Here is a 14,372-nt window from a genome sequence, read left to right on the forward strand (position 1 = left end):
CTTTGGTTTCAAACTGGTCTCCGGTTGGCACTACAAGGCAGGCCCAGTCGAGCGCAGCCGTTTGCTTGCCGACGGGACTCGGCTATGGTCGCGCCGGCGCGCCTCTCCGCACGGCGTGGCTCGATGTAAACAGGGTAAACTTCAGATGATCTTCTCCTCCGACAACTGGGCCGGCGCCCATCCGGCGATCGCCGAAAGTCTGGTCACGAATGCGCAGGGCTATGCTTCCGCCTACGGCACGAGCGAGCTCGATCGGAAGGTGGAACAGCGCTTTTCGGAGATTTTCGAGAGGGAGGTCGCGGTATTCTTCGTAGGCACCGGAACCGCCGCAAACTCCCTTGCACTTTCGAGCGCCAATCGGGCGGGCGGAATCGCTTTCTGCCATCGCGAAGCGCATGTGAACGTCGACGAGTGCGGCGCGCCGGAGTTCTTTTCGCACGGCGCGAGGCTGTGCCCGGTCGAGGGCGCCCGCGGCAAGATGGAGCCGGCGAAGCTCGAGGCCGAAATTCGGCGGTTTCCGAAGGAGAACGTCCATGGCGGTCAGCCGATGGCGGTGACGGTGACGCAGGCGACCGAGAGCGGCACCGTCTATTCGCTCGACCAGATCGAAACGATCGCCTCGATCGCCCGGTCTCATAAAATACCGCTGCACATGGATGGCGCTCGTTTCGCCAATGCCCTGGTCAGCCTTGGGACGACACCGGCCGAGATGACCTGGAAGCGTGGGGTCGATCTGCTCTCCTTCGGCGGAACGAAGAACGGCTGCTGGTGCGCCGAGGCGCTGGTGCTCTTCGACCTTTCGAAGGCGCAGGAGATGCACTTCCTGCGCAAGCGCTCGGCACAGCTCTTCTCCAAGTCGCGCTTCGTCGCCGCCCAGTTCGACGCCTATTTCGCCGGAGATCTCTGGCTCGATCTCGCGCGCCACGCCAACGCGATGGCGCAGCGCCTCGCCGACGGCATCACCGCTTCGGCCGGGAGCCGGCTCGCCTGGGCGCCCGATGCCAACGAGGTCTTCGTCGTGCTGAAGCGGGAGGCCGCCGGCCGGCTGCAGCGGCAGGGCGCCCTTTTCTACGATTGGGAAGTGCCGCACGATCTCGAAGGCAACCTCGCGGAAGACGAAGGTCTCTATCGCCTGGTCACCAGCTTCGCCACCCGCGCCGAGGACGTCGACCGCTTCGTCGCCGCCTGCTGATGCATGGCAGATGTCGAAGCGCGCCGCATGAAATCGCTTGAATGCGACGCGCATCGCGACCGATGGAGCGGGATGAGGAAAAGTGCGTGCGGTTTTCCGCCCGCATCCCGCGTCTCAACTTCTTGGAAGCGATCGCGTTCATGTTTTTCGTCGACCCGATCTGAAAACATCGTGATCTAGTGCTTGCATCCGGCTTCCCGATGGGCTTACACGGCAAGCACCATGCGCCGTTATCTCCCCGACACCTTTACCATCCTCCTGATGCTGACAGTCGCTCTCGCAGCGGTTTTGCCCATCGACGGAGCCGCCGCGGCCTGGTTCGCCATCGCGACGAAGCTTGGCGTCGGCCTGATCTTCTTTCTCCACGGCGCACGGCTTTCGCGCGAGGTCGTCATTGCCGGTTTCCTGCATTGGCGGCTGCACCTGGCGATTCTGTTTTCGACTTTCGCCCTTTTCCCGCTCATCGGCCTGCTGGTCGGTTTCGTCCCGTCATGGATCCTGCCGCCGTCGCTCTATACCGGCATCCTTTTCCTCTGCGTTCTGCCTTCGACGGTACAGTCGTCGATCGCGTTCACGTCGATGGCCGGCGGCAATGTTCCGGCAGCCGTCTGCGCGGCGTCGGCATCCAACATCCTGGGCGTGTTCCTGACGCCGCTTCTCGTCGGCGTCATCTTCTCGGCCGGCGGACATGGCGGCGTATCGCTCGACGCGATCGAACAGATCCTCCTGCAGCTGCTTGCGCCCTTCGTCGCAGGCCAGATCCTGCAGCCCTGGATCGGCGGCTGGATTCGCGCCCGCAAGAAACTGCTCGCACCGGTCGACCGCGGTTCGATCCTGATGGTCGTCTATCTGGCTTTCAGCCAGGCCGTCACGGCGGGCCTCTGGCAGTCCTTCACCCTGACGGACCTCACGGTTTTGACGGTAATCGAGATTGCTCTGCTCGCGCTTATTCTGGCGGCCACCACATTCGGCAGCCGGCTCCTCGGTTTCGACCGCGCGGACGAAATCGCCATCACCTTCTGCGGATCGAAGAAGAGTCTGGCGAGCGGCATTCCGATGGCAAGCGCGATCTTCGCCGGACAGAACATCGGCATGATCGTCCTGCCGGTCATGCTGTTTCATCAGATCCAGTTGATGGCCTGTGCGGTCATTGCCCAGCGCTACGCCGCCAAGGCGGCAGAGCTCGAGGGAACCGCCGTCCCGGCTACGCCCACCTGAGGAGCATGAACGAAACGGCGCGTCGTCTTATCAAGCGTCGGTATCGTGGGATGACAGGAAACGAGAGACCGTTTCCAGGCACAAGTCCTTCTCCTCCACATGCGGCATGTGGCTGGAATGCTCGAACAGCACCCATTCGCAGCCCTTCACGCGATCCACATACGGCTTGACGACGAGCGGCGTGGCCTCGTCGTATTTTCCGGAAATCAAAAGGGTCGGCGCTTCGATCCGCATCAGCCGGGCCTCGATCGTCCAGTCCTTCATCGTGCCTATTACGTGGAACTCGGTCGGGCCGTTCATGTTGCGATAGACCGTATTGTCCTCGTCCATGATCGCGAAGGTGCGCGCGACTTCGGCAGGCCACGGGGTGACGCGGCAGACATGGCGGTCGTAGAAGACGCGCGAGGCGGCGATGTATTCCGGATCGGTAATCGTCCCGGCCTGCTCATGCCTGAGCAGCGTATCCCGAACCGCCTTCGGCAGTTCGCCGCGCAGGCGATTGGCTTCCGCCACCCAGGTATGCATGTTGGCCGGCGAATTGGCGATGACCAGCGCCTTCAGACCGGGGGGCTTCAGAACCGCATGTTCCGCGCCCAGCATGCCGCCCCAGGACTGTCCGAGAAAGGCATAGCGATCCTGGATGCCCAGATGCTTCAGCAGCGCGTCGAGTTCCCCGAGGAACAGGTCAGGTGTCCAGAAATCCGGGCCCTTGTCCGGAAGGCGCGTGGAGTTGCCGTTGCCGAGCTGGTCGTAGTGAATGACGGCGCGTCCGTCGATCTCGCTGATCCCCTTTAAGGAATCGACGTAGTCGTGGGTGCAGCCCGGTCCGCCGTGGGCAACGACCAGCGGCAGCTTGCCGCTGTCGAGCGAACCGGTGATGCGATACCAGGTCTGGTACTCGCGAAAGGGCAGGAAGGCTTCCTTCGACGCGACGGCGGCCACATGCATCTCCATGTCTGACGGACAACGGAGGGAACATAACGCGGGGCTTCAAGCCGTGGCAGCTATCACAAGTTATAGGATGGGCGCTCTTCGAGCAGCCGGTAGTGCGTGGCGCGGACAACCGCCTGGGTACGGTTCTTAGCGCCGAGTTTCTTGGCCGCGGCGTTGAGATGCATGACCACGGTCGGCACAGAACGGTGGATGATGCGCGAAATTTCCTTGGCCGAGTGACCCTCGGCGGAATGGCGGAGGCATTCGCGCTCCCGCTCCGTCAGCCTCGCGGTGCCGGCGTTGAAGGCCTGCGCGTCGAACAGCGAATAGGCCGCCTCGTGAAACACATGGGCAAGCAGGTTGAAATCGGCGATGTACCGCAGCGCATGCCGCTCGAATGCCCGGTTGCCGCCGAAACGCACACCCGTGACCGTCGCATAGTCGCCGCGCGGCATGTGGACCGGCACGGTGACGCCGGTCGACATGTCCCGTTCGCTCAGATAGCGGGCGACGGGCGCCGTATCATCGCTCATGAAGCGTCTGATCAGCGTGTCCGCATCGGGATCATAGTTCCAAAAGAACGGAGTTGACGTGCGCAGCGCCACCTGCTGCACGGGATCGATGCGGAAATAGCCGCGATCGAACCAGTAGTCGTGCATATCCTCCGAGATGTTGCGAAGTTTCAGCAGCGACGGGACCATGATGGTACCGTCGAGATCGCGGGGCACCGGCGTATAATCGTAGATCAGCGCCTCGAAGCCGATCGCCTTCATCGCCTCGAACACCTGGTCTATACGGCCATCCAGCGTGTCGTGCGCGGTGAACTGGTTCCTGATCGTCCCGAGTTCGTCAAACATCCTTGTCTCCGGTCCCGGTCACTCGCCAACCTATCACTTCTTATAGCTGGGCGCCGGTTGGCCTTTCGGATAAAATTTAGCCGTGCTCAAATATTGAGCAAGCAGTTTCTTTGCCGGGGCGGTCAATGTGGCGTGATATCGAGCCGGAGGCGCGACACGAAATCGAAGTCGATGGCTACAAGGTGGTGGCCTACAGCTTCGGTTCGGGCCCGGAGACCTTGTTCTGCCTGAATGGCGGGCCGGGACTACCCTGTGACTATCTGCGCGAGGCCCATTCGTGCCTCATCGACAAGGGCTATCGCGTCGTCGCCTTCGATCAGCTCGGCACCGGCGCCTCCGACCGCCCGACCGATCCTTCGCTCTGGACGATCGGCCGATATGTCGAGGAAACCGAAACGGTTCGCAAGGCGCTGGGGCTCGGCAAGGTGCACATGCTCGGCCATTCCTGGGGCGGCTGGCTGGCGATCGACTACGCGCTGACATACCCGGAAAACCTGCAGACGCTGATCCTGGAGGATACGGTCGCCGACATGCCGCACCTCGTCACCGAGCTTGAGCGGCTGCGCGCCGCCCTCGGCCCGGAGACCGTCGCCATGATGCAGAAGCACGAGGCGCAGGGCACATACGATCATCCCGAATATTTGGCTGCCATTACCATCCTGAACTATCGCCATGTCTGCCGCCTGCCGGAATGGCCCGCACCGGTACGCCGGTCCCTGGACGACTGGAACATGGGTCCTTACGGCACGATGCAGGGCCCGAACGAGTTTCTCTATATCGGCAATCTCAAGGACTGGAACCGCATTCCCGACCTCCCCGGGATCAAGGTTCCGACGCTGATCACCACGGGAGAACACGACGAGCTCACGCCGGCCTGCGCGTTGAAGATGAAGCTCGCCATCCCGGATGCCGAGCTCAGGGTTTTCGCCAATGCAAGCCACATGCCGTTTTACGAGAACCCGGCGGACTATTATCCTGCGCTGATCGATTTCCTGTCGCGGCACAGGCCGAATTGATGCAAAACATGGCGAGAGACATCCGAACGAGACGGAGGCGCGCGCATCGCCATGCATCGCTATAGGTTCGTCCTCACTCGGCCGTTGCAGTTCCTGCCGGTCATCTTCGGGATCAGCATCATAACCTTCATTCTGGTGCGGCTCATCCCCGGCGATCCGGCGCGCAATCTGCTCGGAGCCCGCGCCACCCCTTCGGCCATCGCCAAGATCCGCGCCCAGTACGGCCTCGACGAGCCTATGTGGCAGCAATATTTCTACTTTTTGAAGAATCTCGCCGATGGCGAGATGGGCAAGTCGATCCTCTACAAGATCGATGTCCTGAAGCTTATCGCCACCCGTATCGAGCCGACCGTCGCGCTCGTGCTGTCGAGCGTCGTTCTGGCGGTTCTCATCGCCGTGCCCATGGCGGCGCTTGCAGCGCGTAACTCCGGCAGGGCGCCGGACCATATCGTCCGGATTGTTTCCACTTTCGGCATCGGCTTTCCGCCGTTCTGGCTCGGCCTGATGCTGATGATCCTTTTCAGCGTCAAGCTGGATCTGCTGCCGGTGTCCGGCTACGGGGCGACCTTCGGTGACAAGCTCGCCCATCTGATCCTGCCGAGCCTGACGGTCGCTCTTTCCCTGTCGACGGTGCTGGTTCGCAGCCTGCGCGCGGCAATGATCGAGTCCCTGAAGTCAGACGTGGCGACAGCCGCCCGCGCGCGCGGCATGCCTGAGCGCATCGTCTTCTGGCGGCATGTCGTTCCGAATTCGCTGGTGCCGACCATCAACCTTCTGGCGGTCAACATCGGCTGGCTGATCGGCGGCACGGTCGTGGTCGAAAGCGTCTTTGCCCTGCCGGGCATGGGACAATTGCTGGTACGCGCCATCTTCTCGCGCGATTACATGGTCGTGCAGGGTGTCGCCATGGTGTTTGCCTGCGCCACTGTGCTCGTCAATTTCGTCGCCGACATCATCACCGTCGCCGTCGATCCGCGGGTGAAACTGTGAGCGCCGGTACGGTGTCCTCGTCGCCGGCCGGCTGGCGGTTGCTCTTCGGCCGGAGGCCGGCCCTCGTCATTGGCGCGGGAATCCTGCTGTTTTTCCTGCTGGTGGCGATCGGCGCACCCGTCCTCGCCCCCTATGACCCGATCCTGCAGAACGGCGCAGCCCGCTTGCAGCCGCCGTCGCTTCTGCATCCGTTCGGCACCGACAACTTCGGCCGCGACCTTCTTTCACGCGTCATCTGGGGCACACGCATCGACCTGCAGATCGCCTTGATCGGCGTCGCCTTCCCCTTCGTCATAGGAACGATCGTCGGCACCGTCGCCGGCTTCTTCGGCGGCATTGTCGACGCGCTGTTCATGCGCCTCGTCGACATTATCCTCGCCTTTCCATTCCTCGTATTGATGCTGTCGATAATCGCCATTCTGGGCCCGGGCCTCGGCAGCTTCTATATCGCCATGGCGCTGGTCGGATGGGTTTCCTATGCCCGATTGATCCGGGCACAGATTCTCGTTCTGAAGAACAGCGACTATGCGGTGGCCGCCGTCAGCCTTGGTTTCGGCCGCTTCCGCATCATGTTCCGGCACTTGCTGCCCAATGCCATTGCCGGCTCGATCGTCTTTGCCATGTCGGATGCCGTCCTGGTGCTGCTGAGCGGGGCGGCCGTCAGCTATCTCGGTCTCGGCGTCCAGCCGCCGGTCGCCGAATGGGGCATTATGGTCGCGGAGGGCCAGAGCTTCATCACCACGGCCTGGTGGATCACGCTGTTTCCCGGCCTTTCCATCGTCTGCCTTGCCTTCGGCTTCAGCATGCTGGGCGACGCGCTCGGAGAATTGCTCGGAGTGCACGAATGAGCGTCTCGGTCCTGTCTGTCCGCGACCTGACCGTGAAGGCGCATCTCCAGGGAGAGACGCGCACGCTGCTGGATGGCGTTTCGCTCGACCTGGCCAAGGGCGAGATCCTCGGCCTCGTCGGCGAAAGCGGATCGGGCAAGAGCCTGCTCTGCCGCGCGCTGATTCGCCTCCTGCCATCATCCTTGCTGAAGATCGAAGGCGGTGCGGTTCTCCTCGCAGAGCGCGACCTCACTGCCGTCACCGACGCCGAGATGCTGGAGGTACGCGGCGCCGAGATCGGCATGATCTTCCAGAACCCGACCAGCCACCTCGACCCGGTCATGCGCATCGGCGACCAGATCGCCGAGGGCATCCGCTACCATCAGGGCCTGAGCGGCCGCGATGCGCGGGCGGCAGCGGTCGAGATACTGGGGCAGGTCGGCTTCCCTGACCCCGCCCGCCAGTACGACAGCTACCCGCACGAGCTTTCCGGCGGCATGCGTCAGCGGGCCATGATCGGTGTGGCCCTGTCCTGCAATCCGCAAATCCTCATAGCCGACGAACCGACCACCGCGCTCGACGTCACGATCCAGGCGCAGATCCTGAAACTCCTGATGGACATCCGCGACAGACGCGGCCTGTCGATCATTCTCATCACCCATGATCTCGGCATCGTGGCGCAGACCTGCGACCGCATTGCCGTGATGCGCGGCGGAAAGCTGCTGGAACAGGGTCCTAAACGGACGATCCTGTCCGCACCGCAGGACCCGTACACGGTTCGCCTCATCCACAGCCATCCATCCATGCCTGATGCGGTGCCCCCCGCCATCAGTCTCCCAACGCCCTTGCATGGAACGACAAGGCCCCTTCTGGAGATCGATGACCTGCATGTGCGCTTCCCGTCGGGCGGCAGTCTTTTCTGGGGTAAGAACGCCAGGACCGTCAGCGCCGTTTCAGGGATCAACCTGCAGATCATGCCCGGCGAAACGGTTGGTATCGTCGGCGAATCCGGCAGCGGCAAGAGTACGCTTGCCCGCGCCATGCTGGGCTTGACGCCGATTTCCGCCGGTCGCGTCAGCTTCGACGGTATCGATCTTTCTCAGCAGAGGGGTGCGGGTCTCGCCAGGCTGCGACACGAGTCTGCCATGGTCTTTCAGGATCCGTTCAATGCACTGAACCCGCGTCTGACCATCGGCCAGACTCTTGCTGAAGTTCTGAGAGTGCAGAAAAAGATCGGCGGAGCCGACATTCCGGCACGCATCGGCGAGCTGCTGGACCTTGTCGGCCTCGAGCGCGAATTCGCCCACCGCAAGCCGCGCAGCATGAGCGGCGGCCAGTGCCAGAGGGCGGGCATCGCCCGTGCGCTTGCCGTCGATCCGAAGCTGATCATCGCCGACGAATGCGTCGCAGCACTCGATGTCACGATCCAGGCGCAGATCGTCGACCTCTTCCGCAAGCTCGCCCGCGACCTTAACCTCACGCTGATCTTCATCGCCCACGACCTCGCGATCGTGCGCAATCTGTGCGAACGCACCGTGGTGATGCATCGCGGAGAGATCGTCGAGGAGGGCCGCTCCGAGGACGTCTTCTCCCGGCCGAAACATCCCTACACCGCCGCATTGATCGCCGCGATCCCCGACATCGATCCCGACAGGTCGTTGCTCGGCCCTACCGATGCGGCGCCAGTGGAACCGATCCTGTCCGTCAAACGCCTGCCACAATAACGAAGGGAACAAACAATGATCAAAAGGTGGAACAATATCGGCCGGGCCGCTTTCGCAGCCGTCCTTATGCTCAGTGCCGGTTATGCGGAGGCCGCCGGTATCCTCTCCATCGGCCGCCGCGAAGATTCGACGACTTTCGATCCGATCAAGTCGGCCCAGAACGTCGACAATTGGGTGTTCTCCAACGTCTTCGACGTGCTTGTCCGCGTAGACAAGACCGGCACCAAGCTGGAGCCCGGCCTCGCCGAAAGCTGGACCCTTTCCGACGACGGCCTGACCTACACGTTCAAGATCCGCGACGCGAAGTTCTCGGACGGCTCGCCGATAACGGCCGAGGATGCCGCCTTCAGCTTGCTGCGCATACGCGACCACGAAGGCTCTCTGTGGAGCGACAGCTACAAGATCGTCGAAACCGCCGAGGCGGCCGATCCGAAGACACTGGTCGTCAAGCTGAAGACGCCCTCCGCCCCCTTCCTGTCGACGCTTGCCCTTCCGAACGTCTCGGTGCTTTCCAAGAAAGCCGTCGAGGCTGGCGAGGACGCCTTCGCCGAACTGCCAACGGCATCGTCCGGCGCATTCACCGTCAAGGAGTGGCGGCGCGGCGACCGGGTCATCCTCGAAAAGAATCCGAACTTCTGGCAGGCGGATCGTGTGAAACTAGACGGCGTCGAATGGATTTCCGTTCCGGACGACAACACGCGCATGCTGAACGTCCAGGCCGGCCAGCTCGACACGGCGATCTTCGTTCCGTTCTCGCGCGTCGAGGAATTGAAGAAGGACCCGAACCTCACGGTCCACATCGATACCTCGACCCGCGAAGACCATCTGCTCATCAACCATGAGCACGGCATGCTTGCCAAAAAGGAAGTGCGCCAGGCCCTGGATATGGCGATCGACAAGAAGGCGATCGTCGACACGGTCACGTTCGGCCTCGGCACGGTCGCAAATTCCTACATCCCAAAGGGCTCGCTCTATCACTACGACGCCAACTACCAGTATCCTTACGATCCGGAGAAGGCCAAAGTGATGCTGGCCGAGGCGGGGGCATCGGACCTGACGCTGAACTATGTCGTAAACGCGGGCAACGAGGTCGACGAGCAGATCGCCGTGCTGCTGCAGCAGCAGTTTGCAAAGGCGGGCGTCACGGTCAATCTGCAGAAAGTCGACGCGAGCCAGAGCTGGGACATGCTCGTCGCCGGGGACTACGATATCTCGGTGATGTACTGGACGAACGACGTCCTCGATCCGGATCAGAAGACCACCTTCGTGCTCGGCCATGACACCAATATGAACTACATGACCCGCTACAACAGCGAGAAAGTGAAGGAGCTTGTCGCAGCGGCACGTCTGGAACTCGATCCGGCGAAGCGCGAGGCCATGTATGTCGAGATCCAGAAGACGGCGAAGGACGACGTCCACTGGATCGACCTTTACTACAGCCCCTACCTCAACGTTTCGCGCAAGAACATCGAGAATTTCTACCAGAACCCGCTCGGCCGATTTTTCCTGGAAGATACGGTGAAGAACTGACGGGTTGCCCGTCACAGGCATCCCCGCAAAACGAAGACGGCGCCCTTTTGGACGCCGTCTTTACATTAGTGCGCAGCTTCAAAGACTTTAGAGCCTTTCAATGCTTCCATGAACATGGAAGCGCTCTAGGCGGTCTGCGCCTCGATTTGCTTCGGCTGCGAAGCCGCCGCTGTGATCTCGATGCGGCGCGGCTTGGCCGTTTCCGGGATATTGCGCAGAAGATCGACGTGGAGCAGGCCGTTCTTCAGCGAAGCGGACTTGATCTCCACGTGGTCGGCAAGCTGGAAGCGGCGCTCGAAGGCGCGCTTGGCTATGCCGCGATGGAGAAACTGGGTTTCCTCACCCTTTTCTTCGCTCTTTTCGCCCTTGATCGTCAGCGTGTTTTCACGCGCTTCGACCGAAAGCTCGCTTTCGTCGAAACCGGCAACGGCCATGGTGATGCGATAGGCGTTTTCGCCGGTTCGTTCGATGTTGTAAGGCGGATAAGTCTGCGACTGATCCGGCTGACCAAGGCTATCCAGCATGGTGAACAGACGGTCGAAGCCGACAGTCGAGCGGTAGAGGGGAGAAAAATCAAAGTGACGCATGATGTCGTCCTCCATAAGAGCAACGGTTGCGATATCTGGCCTGCCACCCCGTTCCGGCTGTGGCTCGACCGGTGAACGGACCCTTCTTCGGCGCCCGCGGAGAAGACATGGGAATGCCCGCGCGCGAGTTCAAGAGGGATGCCGCCGGCGCTTCCTGAACAATGGATGAACGACGGGTTCGGCCGCCGTTCAGCCGCCGTGGGCTAGAAAGGAGACACTGGGTCTTCCCAGGGCTGAAGTGACATGTCCCTTCTCCCTTCAGCGGCCGGAAACGGTGATCGTCCGGATTTCATCCACCGTTTCCGGCTTTTTTCTTTGACGGGTGGCGGGCCGCCGCCTATCCCTATTTGCATGTTCCTTCTGGCCCGCTCCCCATGACCACGCTCCTTCATTCGATGCCGGAAAATCCGATGCCGGGCGATCCGGTGGTGGGCTTTTTCGACGGAGCCGGCAACCGCAAGATCCGCTACACGGTGTTCAGGTCGAAGGCCCCGGTCATTCGCGGCACCATCGTCCTGCTGCAGGGTCGCAACGAGTCGATCGAGAAATATTTCGAAACGATCGGCGATCTCGTGGCCGCCGGTTTCTGGGTCGCGACCTTCGACTGGCGCGGACAGGGCGGTTCCGAACGGCTGTCGCCGCACTGGACCCACGGCCATGTGGAGGATTTCACCGATTACGAGCGCGATCTGACTATTTTCCTCGACGAGATCGTCCTGCCCGACACCCGCCTGCCCTTCTCGATCGTCGCCCATTCCATGGGAGCGCTCGTCGCCCTGTCGCTCGCTCCCATGCTCGCGAGCCGGATCGACCGGATGGTGCTGCTTGCCCCCTTCGTCGGCCTGGGCGGTCAGGCGATCGGCGAACGGGGTATCGGGGCGATCGCGACGGCCATGCGCTGGATCGGCCTCGGGAGGCTGCCGCTGAGCGCCGACAAAGGCAACCGTACCCCTTTCAAGGGCAATGTGCTGACCGCGGACGAGCGGCGCTACGCTCGCAACCTGGCGCTCATCGATGCGCGTCCGCAATTGCGGGTCGGACCGCCGACGGCCCGCTGGCTGAGCGAAGCTTTCAAAACGATCCGGCGCGTCCTCAAGCACGAACATCTGACGAGGATCACCATACCCGCCGTCATACTCGCCCCGACGGCCGATAAGCTCGTGCCGTATCTACCGGTCGAGCGGCTGGCCAGCAATTTCCGTGCGGGGCATCTGATCCCGATCGACGGCGCGCGGCACGAGCTCCTGCAGGAGGCCGACCGCTATCGCGCCCAGGCGCTGGCCGCGATCCTGGCCTTCCTGCCGGGCGCCGACGCCGAGGATCCCGCGTCCCTGCCGCGGCAGTTGGAAGAGGCTTAACCCCGGCCCTTGAGGGCCTCAAGCGCCTGCGCATGCAATTCGCGGCTGCCGGCAGCTATGATTTCGCCGCCCATTTCCGCCGGCCCGCCCTTCCAGTCGGTGATGATTCCACCCGCCTGCTCGATCAGCGGAATGAGCCCGCCGACGTCGTAGGGCTTCAGGCCGCATTCCACGACGAGATCGACATGGCCGGCTGCGAGCAGCGCGAAGGCATAGCAGTCGCAGCCGTAGCGGAAGAGCCGCACCTTCTCCTGCAATGCCTCGAAGCGTTCCTTGAGCTCGCCCGTGTAGAGGTGCGGGGATGTCGTGAACAGGACGGCATCCGAAAGCGCACGGCAGGGCCGTGTGGCGAGCACCCTCTCTCCGTCGGGTCCTCGATAGAGCGCCTTCTCGCCGTCGGCGAAAAATCGCTCGCCGGTGAAGGGCTGGTCCATCAGCCCCATGACGGCCTTGCCGTTCCGGTAGAGGCCGATCAGCGTGCCCCACACCGGCAGGCCGGAGATGAATGCGCGGGTCCCGTCGATCGGGTCGATGACCCAGACGAGCTCGCGGTCGAGGCCGATATTGCCGTGCTCTTCGCCGAGAATGCCGTGTTCCGGAAAGCTGCTCTCGATCAAAGCGCGGATCGAGGCCTCCGCCGATCTGTCGGCTTCCGTCACCGGGTCGAAGCCGCCTTCGAGCTTGTTGAGAACACTCGTGCCGACCCGGAAGCGCGGCATGGTTTCGGCCTTGGCGGCGTCGGCGAGACGGTCGAAGAAGGTACGGTCGGGCAGCATGTCGCTCTCTGCGAGGAAGGAGGTTCGACCTGAATAGACGAAATTCGGCGAAAGGCAACGGACCGACGTCGGCTGCCGCTTCAGTGAGGCACGCCGGAAGACGGCGCTCCGTACCGATACGAAAGTCTGCGTCTTCGAATCTTGACAATTGTGCAGCGCAGCATTACAGTTTTTCTGCAGTCACTCGTGGCTGCAAATACCCTCCTTGGGTGTTTCCTCCCTAGACTTGACCGCGCCGCTGGCGCGGTTCTTTTTGAGCAGCGTTGCGCCGCCGGGCACACAAAAGCCCTTTGGCGTTGCTATTCCGCGGCAAGCGGCAGATAGGCGGCGAAATCCTCGACGTGCCGCGCGAGCGCCGCGATAAAGGTTGCGAGGTCGGCCTCGAGTGCCGCAAATCCCGGCTTTTTGATCAGGGTTGCCTCGTCGACATAGAGGCCGCGGTTGATTTCGATCTGCAGCGCATGCAGTCCACGCGTCGGTCGGCCGTAATGTTCCGTGATGAAGCCGCCGGCATAGGGCTTGTTGCGCGCGACCGCGTAGCCGAGCTGTTCCAGAAGCTCCACCGCCACCCGGGACAGTTCCGCCGCCGCACTCGTTCCGTAGCGATCGCCGATAATGAAGTCCGGGCGATGGCCGCTTCCCGGCAGATGCACGTTGCCCGGCATCGAGTGGCAGTCAATGAGGATCGACATCCCGAACTCGACATGGGTGCGGGCGATCAGCTTTCTGAGCGTCGCATGATAGGGCTTGTAGATCGTCTCGATGCGCTCGAGCGCCTGCTCGACCGGAAAACGGCCACGATATATTTCCATATTCTCGGCGACGAGGCGCGGCACGGTGCCAAGGCCGCCGGCAACACGCATCGAACTGATATTGGCGTGCGGCGGCAAGGCGCCATCGAACATGCGCGGGTCGAGTTCGTAGGGTTCGCGGTTTACGTCCAGGAAGGCGCGCGGGAAATGCGCCCGAAGCAAGGGCGCCCCCAGAAACGTGGCGCTGCGAAACAGTTCATCGACGAAATGGTCTTCGGAGCGGCGGATGGAATGCGGATCAAGGCGCGACTGGTCGAGAAAGAACTGGGGATAATGCCGGCCGCTATGCGGCGAGTTGAAAACGAAGGGTATCCTCTGGCTTGCGGGTTCCAGAACCTCGAAAAACTCCCACTTAACCGCTTCCCCCATCGGAACCCTTTTTACCATGTCCGGTTCTTGCTATTCAGATCATGTTGCCAGTTGGTCGCCTCTGTGTCCATAGTGGCCGCCCGCTGGTTCAAGGGACTTGATCGCGCCCGTTCACCAGATATTTACCATGTTGCGGTTTGCTGAGCTGCCGCAATTCACCAGCATCCAGAAGAAGTAGCCACG

At 62.2% G+C, this 14,372-nt stretch carries 13 protein-coding genes; 8 read left to right on the forward strand and 5 right to left on the reverse strand.

Annotated features, from left to right (window positions below):
• Positions 1-145: 145 nt before the first annotated feature.
• Together ACTJKL_RS04510 and ACTJKL_RS04515 are read left to right on the forward strand one after the other, a co-directional pair.
• Positions 146-1,192 carry a threonine aldolase family protein gene (locus ACTJKL_RS04510; protein ID WP_324762336.1) on the forward strand — a complete coding sequence of 349 codons (1,047 nt, stop codon included), beginning with the start codon at positions 146-148 and terminating at the stop codon, positions 1,190-1,192.
• A 222-nt stretch (positions 1,193-1,414) separates the two neighbouring features.
• Positions 1,415-2,410, forward strand: coding sequence for a bile acid:sodium symporter family protein (locus ACTJKL_RS04515; RefSeq protein WP_379937969.1), 996 nt, complete (start codon positions 1,415-1,417; stop codon positions 2,408-2,410).
• A 30-nt stretch (positions 2,411-2,440) separates the two neighbouring features.
• Here ACTJKL_RS04515 and ACTJKL_RS04520 read toward each other — a convergent pair whose 3' ends face one another.
• Together ACTJKL_RS04520 and ACTJKL_RS04525 are read right to left on the reverse strand one after the other, a co-directional pair.
• Positions 2,441-3,364, reverse strand: coding sequence for a proline iminopeptidase-family hydrolase (locus ACTJKL_RS04520; protein ID WP_440852264.1), 924 nt, complete (start codon positions 3,362-3,364; stop codon positions 2,441-2,443).
• 53 nt (positions 3,365-3,417) lie between these two features.
• Positions 3,418-4,200 (reverse strand): helix-turn-helix transcriptional regulator, encoded by a 783-nt coding sequence (locus tag ACTJKL_RS04525; RefSeq protein ID WP_018096762.1) that lies wholly within the window; start codon positions 4,198-4,200, stop codon positions 3,418-3,420.
• A 125-nt stretch (positions 4,201-4,325) separates the two neighbouring features.
• Between ACTJKL_RS04525 and ACTJKL_RS04530 the strand changes: the two genes are divergently transcribed.
• Genes ACTJKL_RS04530 through ACTJKL_RS04550 form a run of 5 tightly spaced genes read left to right on the forward strand, consistent with a single transcriptional unit; the run spans position 4,326 to position 10,287 of the window.
• Positions 4,326-5,216, forward strand: coding sequence for a proline iminopeptidase-family hydrolase (locus tag ACTJKL_RS04530; protein ID WP_100672924.1), 891 nt, complete (start codon positions 4,326-4,328; stop codon positions 5,214-5,216).
• Positions 5,217-5,267: 51 nt separating this feature from the next.
• A complete protein-coding gene (locus ACTJKL_RS04535) occupies positions 5,268-6,206 on the forward strand; it encodes an ABC transporter permease (protein ID WP_100672923.1) in 939 nt (312 codons plus the stop codon).
• Positions 6,203-7,054, forward strand: a complete 852-nt coding sequence (locus ACTJKL_RS04540) for an ABC transporter permease (protein ID WP_100672922.1) — start codon at positions 6,203-6,205, stop codon at positions 7,052-7,054. Before ACTJKL_RS04535 ends, ACTJKL_RS04540 begins: the two co-directional genes overlap by 4 nt.
• Positions 7,051-8,757 carry a dipeptide ABC transporter ATP-binding protein gene (locus ACTJKL_RS04545; protein WP_100672921.1) on the forward strand — a complete coding sequence of 569 codons (1,707 nt, stop codon included), beginning with the start codon at positions 7,051-7,053 and terminating at the stop codon, positions 8,755-8,757. The genes ACTJKL_RS04540 and ACTJKL_RS04545 overlap by 4 nt, the downstream gene beginning before the upstream one ends.
• A gap of 15 nt (positions 8,758-8,772) precedes the next feature.
• Positions 8,773-10,287: an ABC transporter substrate-binding protein gene (locus ACTJKL_RS04550; protein ID WP_440852265.1), complete on the forward strand. Its 1,515-nt coding sequence runs from the start codon at positions 8,773-8,775 to the stop codon at positions 10,285-10,287.
• A gap of 125 nt (positions 10,288-10,412) precedes the next feature.
• On the opposite strand, the gene ACTJKL_RS04555 is transcribed toward ACTJKL_RS04550, so the two are convergent.
• Positions 10,413-10,874, reverse strand: coding sequence for an Hsp20 family protein (locus ACTJKL_RS04555; RefSeq protein ID WP_003531141.1), 462 nt, complete (start codon positions 10,872-10,874; stop codon positions 10,413-10,415).
• Between the two features lie 374 nt (positions 10,875-11,248).
• Here ACTJKL_RS04555 and ACTJKL_RS04560 point away from each other — a divergent pair, with 374 nt between their 5' ends.
• On the forward strand, positions 11,249-12,232 hold the full coding sequence (locus tag ACTJKL_RS04560) for an alpha/beta fold hydrolase (protein WP_338277140.1): 984 nt from the start codon (positions 11,249-11,251) through the stop codon (positions 12,230-12,232).
• Here ACTJKL_RS04560 and hisN read toward each other — a convergent pair.
• Both hisN and ACTJKL_RS04570 read right to left on the reverse strand, forming a co-directional pair.
• Positions 12,229-13,008: a histidinol-phosphatase gene (hisN, locus tag ACTJKL_RS04565; protein ID WP_100672918.1), complete on the reverse strand. Its 780-nt coding sequence runs from the start codon at positions 13,006-13,008 to the stop codon at positions 12,229-12,231. The genes ACTJKL_RS04560 and hisN overlap by 4 nt on opposite strands.
• Positions 13,009-13,307: 299 nt before the next feature.
• Positions 13,308-14,189, reverse strand: a complete 882-nt coding sequence (locus ACTJKL_RS04570) for an N-formylglutamate amidohydrolase (RefSeq protein WP_020487499.1) — start codon at positions 14,187-14,189, stop codon at positions 13,308-13,310.
• Positions 14,190-14,372 lie beyond the last annotated feature (183 nt).

Source organism: Sinorhizobium sp. 22678, from assembly GCF_052044265.1.
Classification (GTDB): Bacteria; Pseudomonadota; Alphaproteobacteria; order Rhizobiales; family Rhizobiaceae; genus Sinorhizobium; species Sinorhizobium meliloti_A.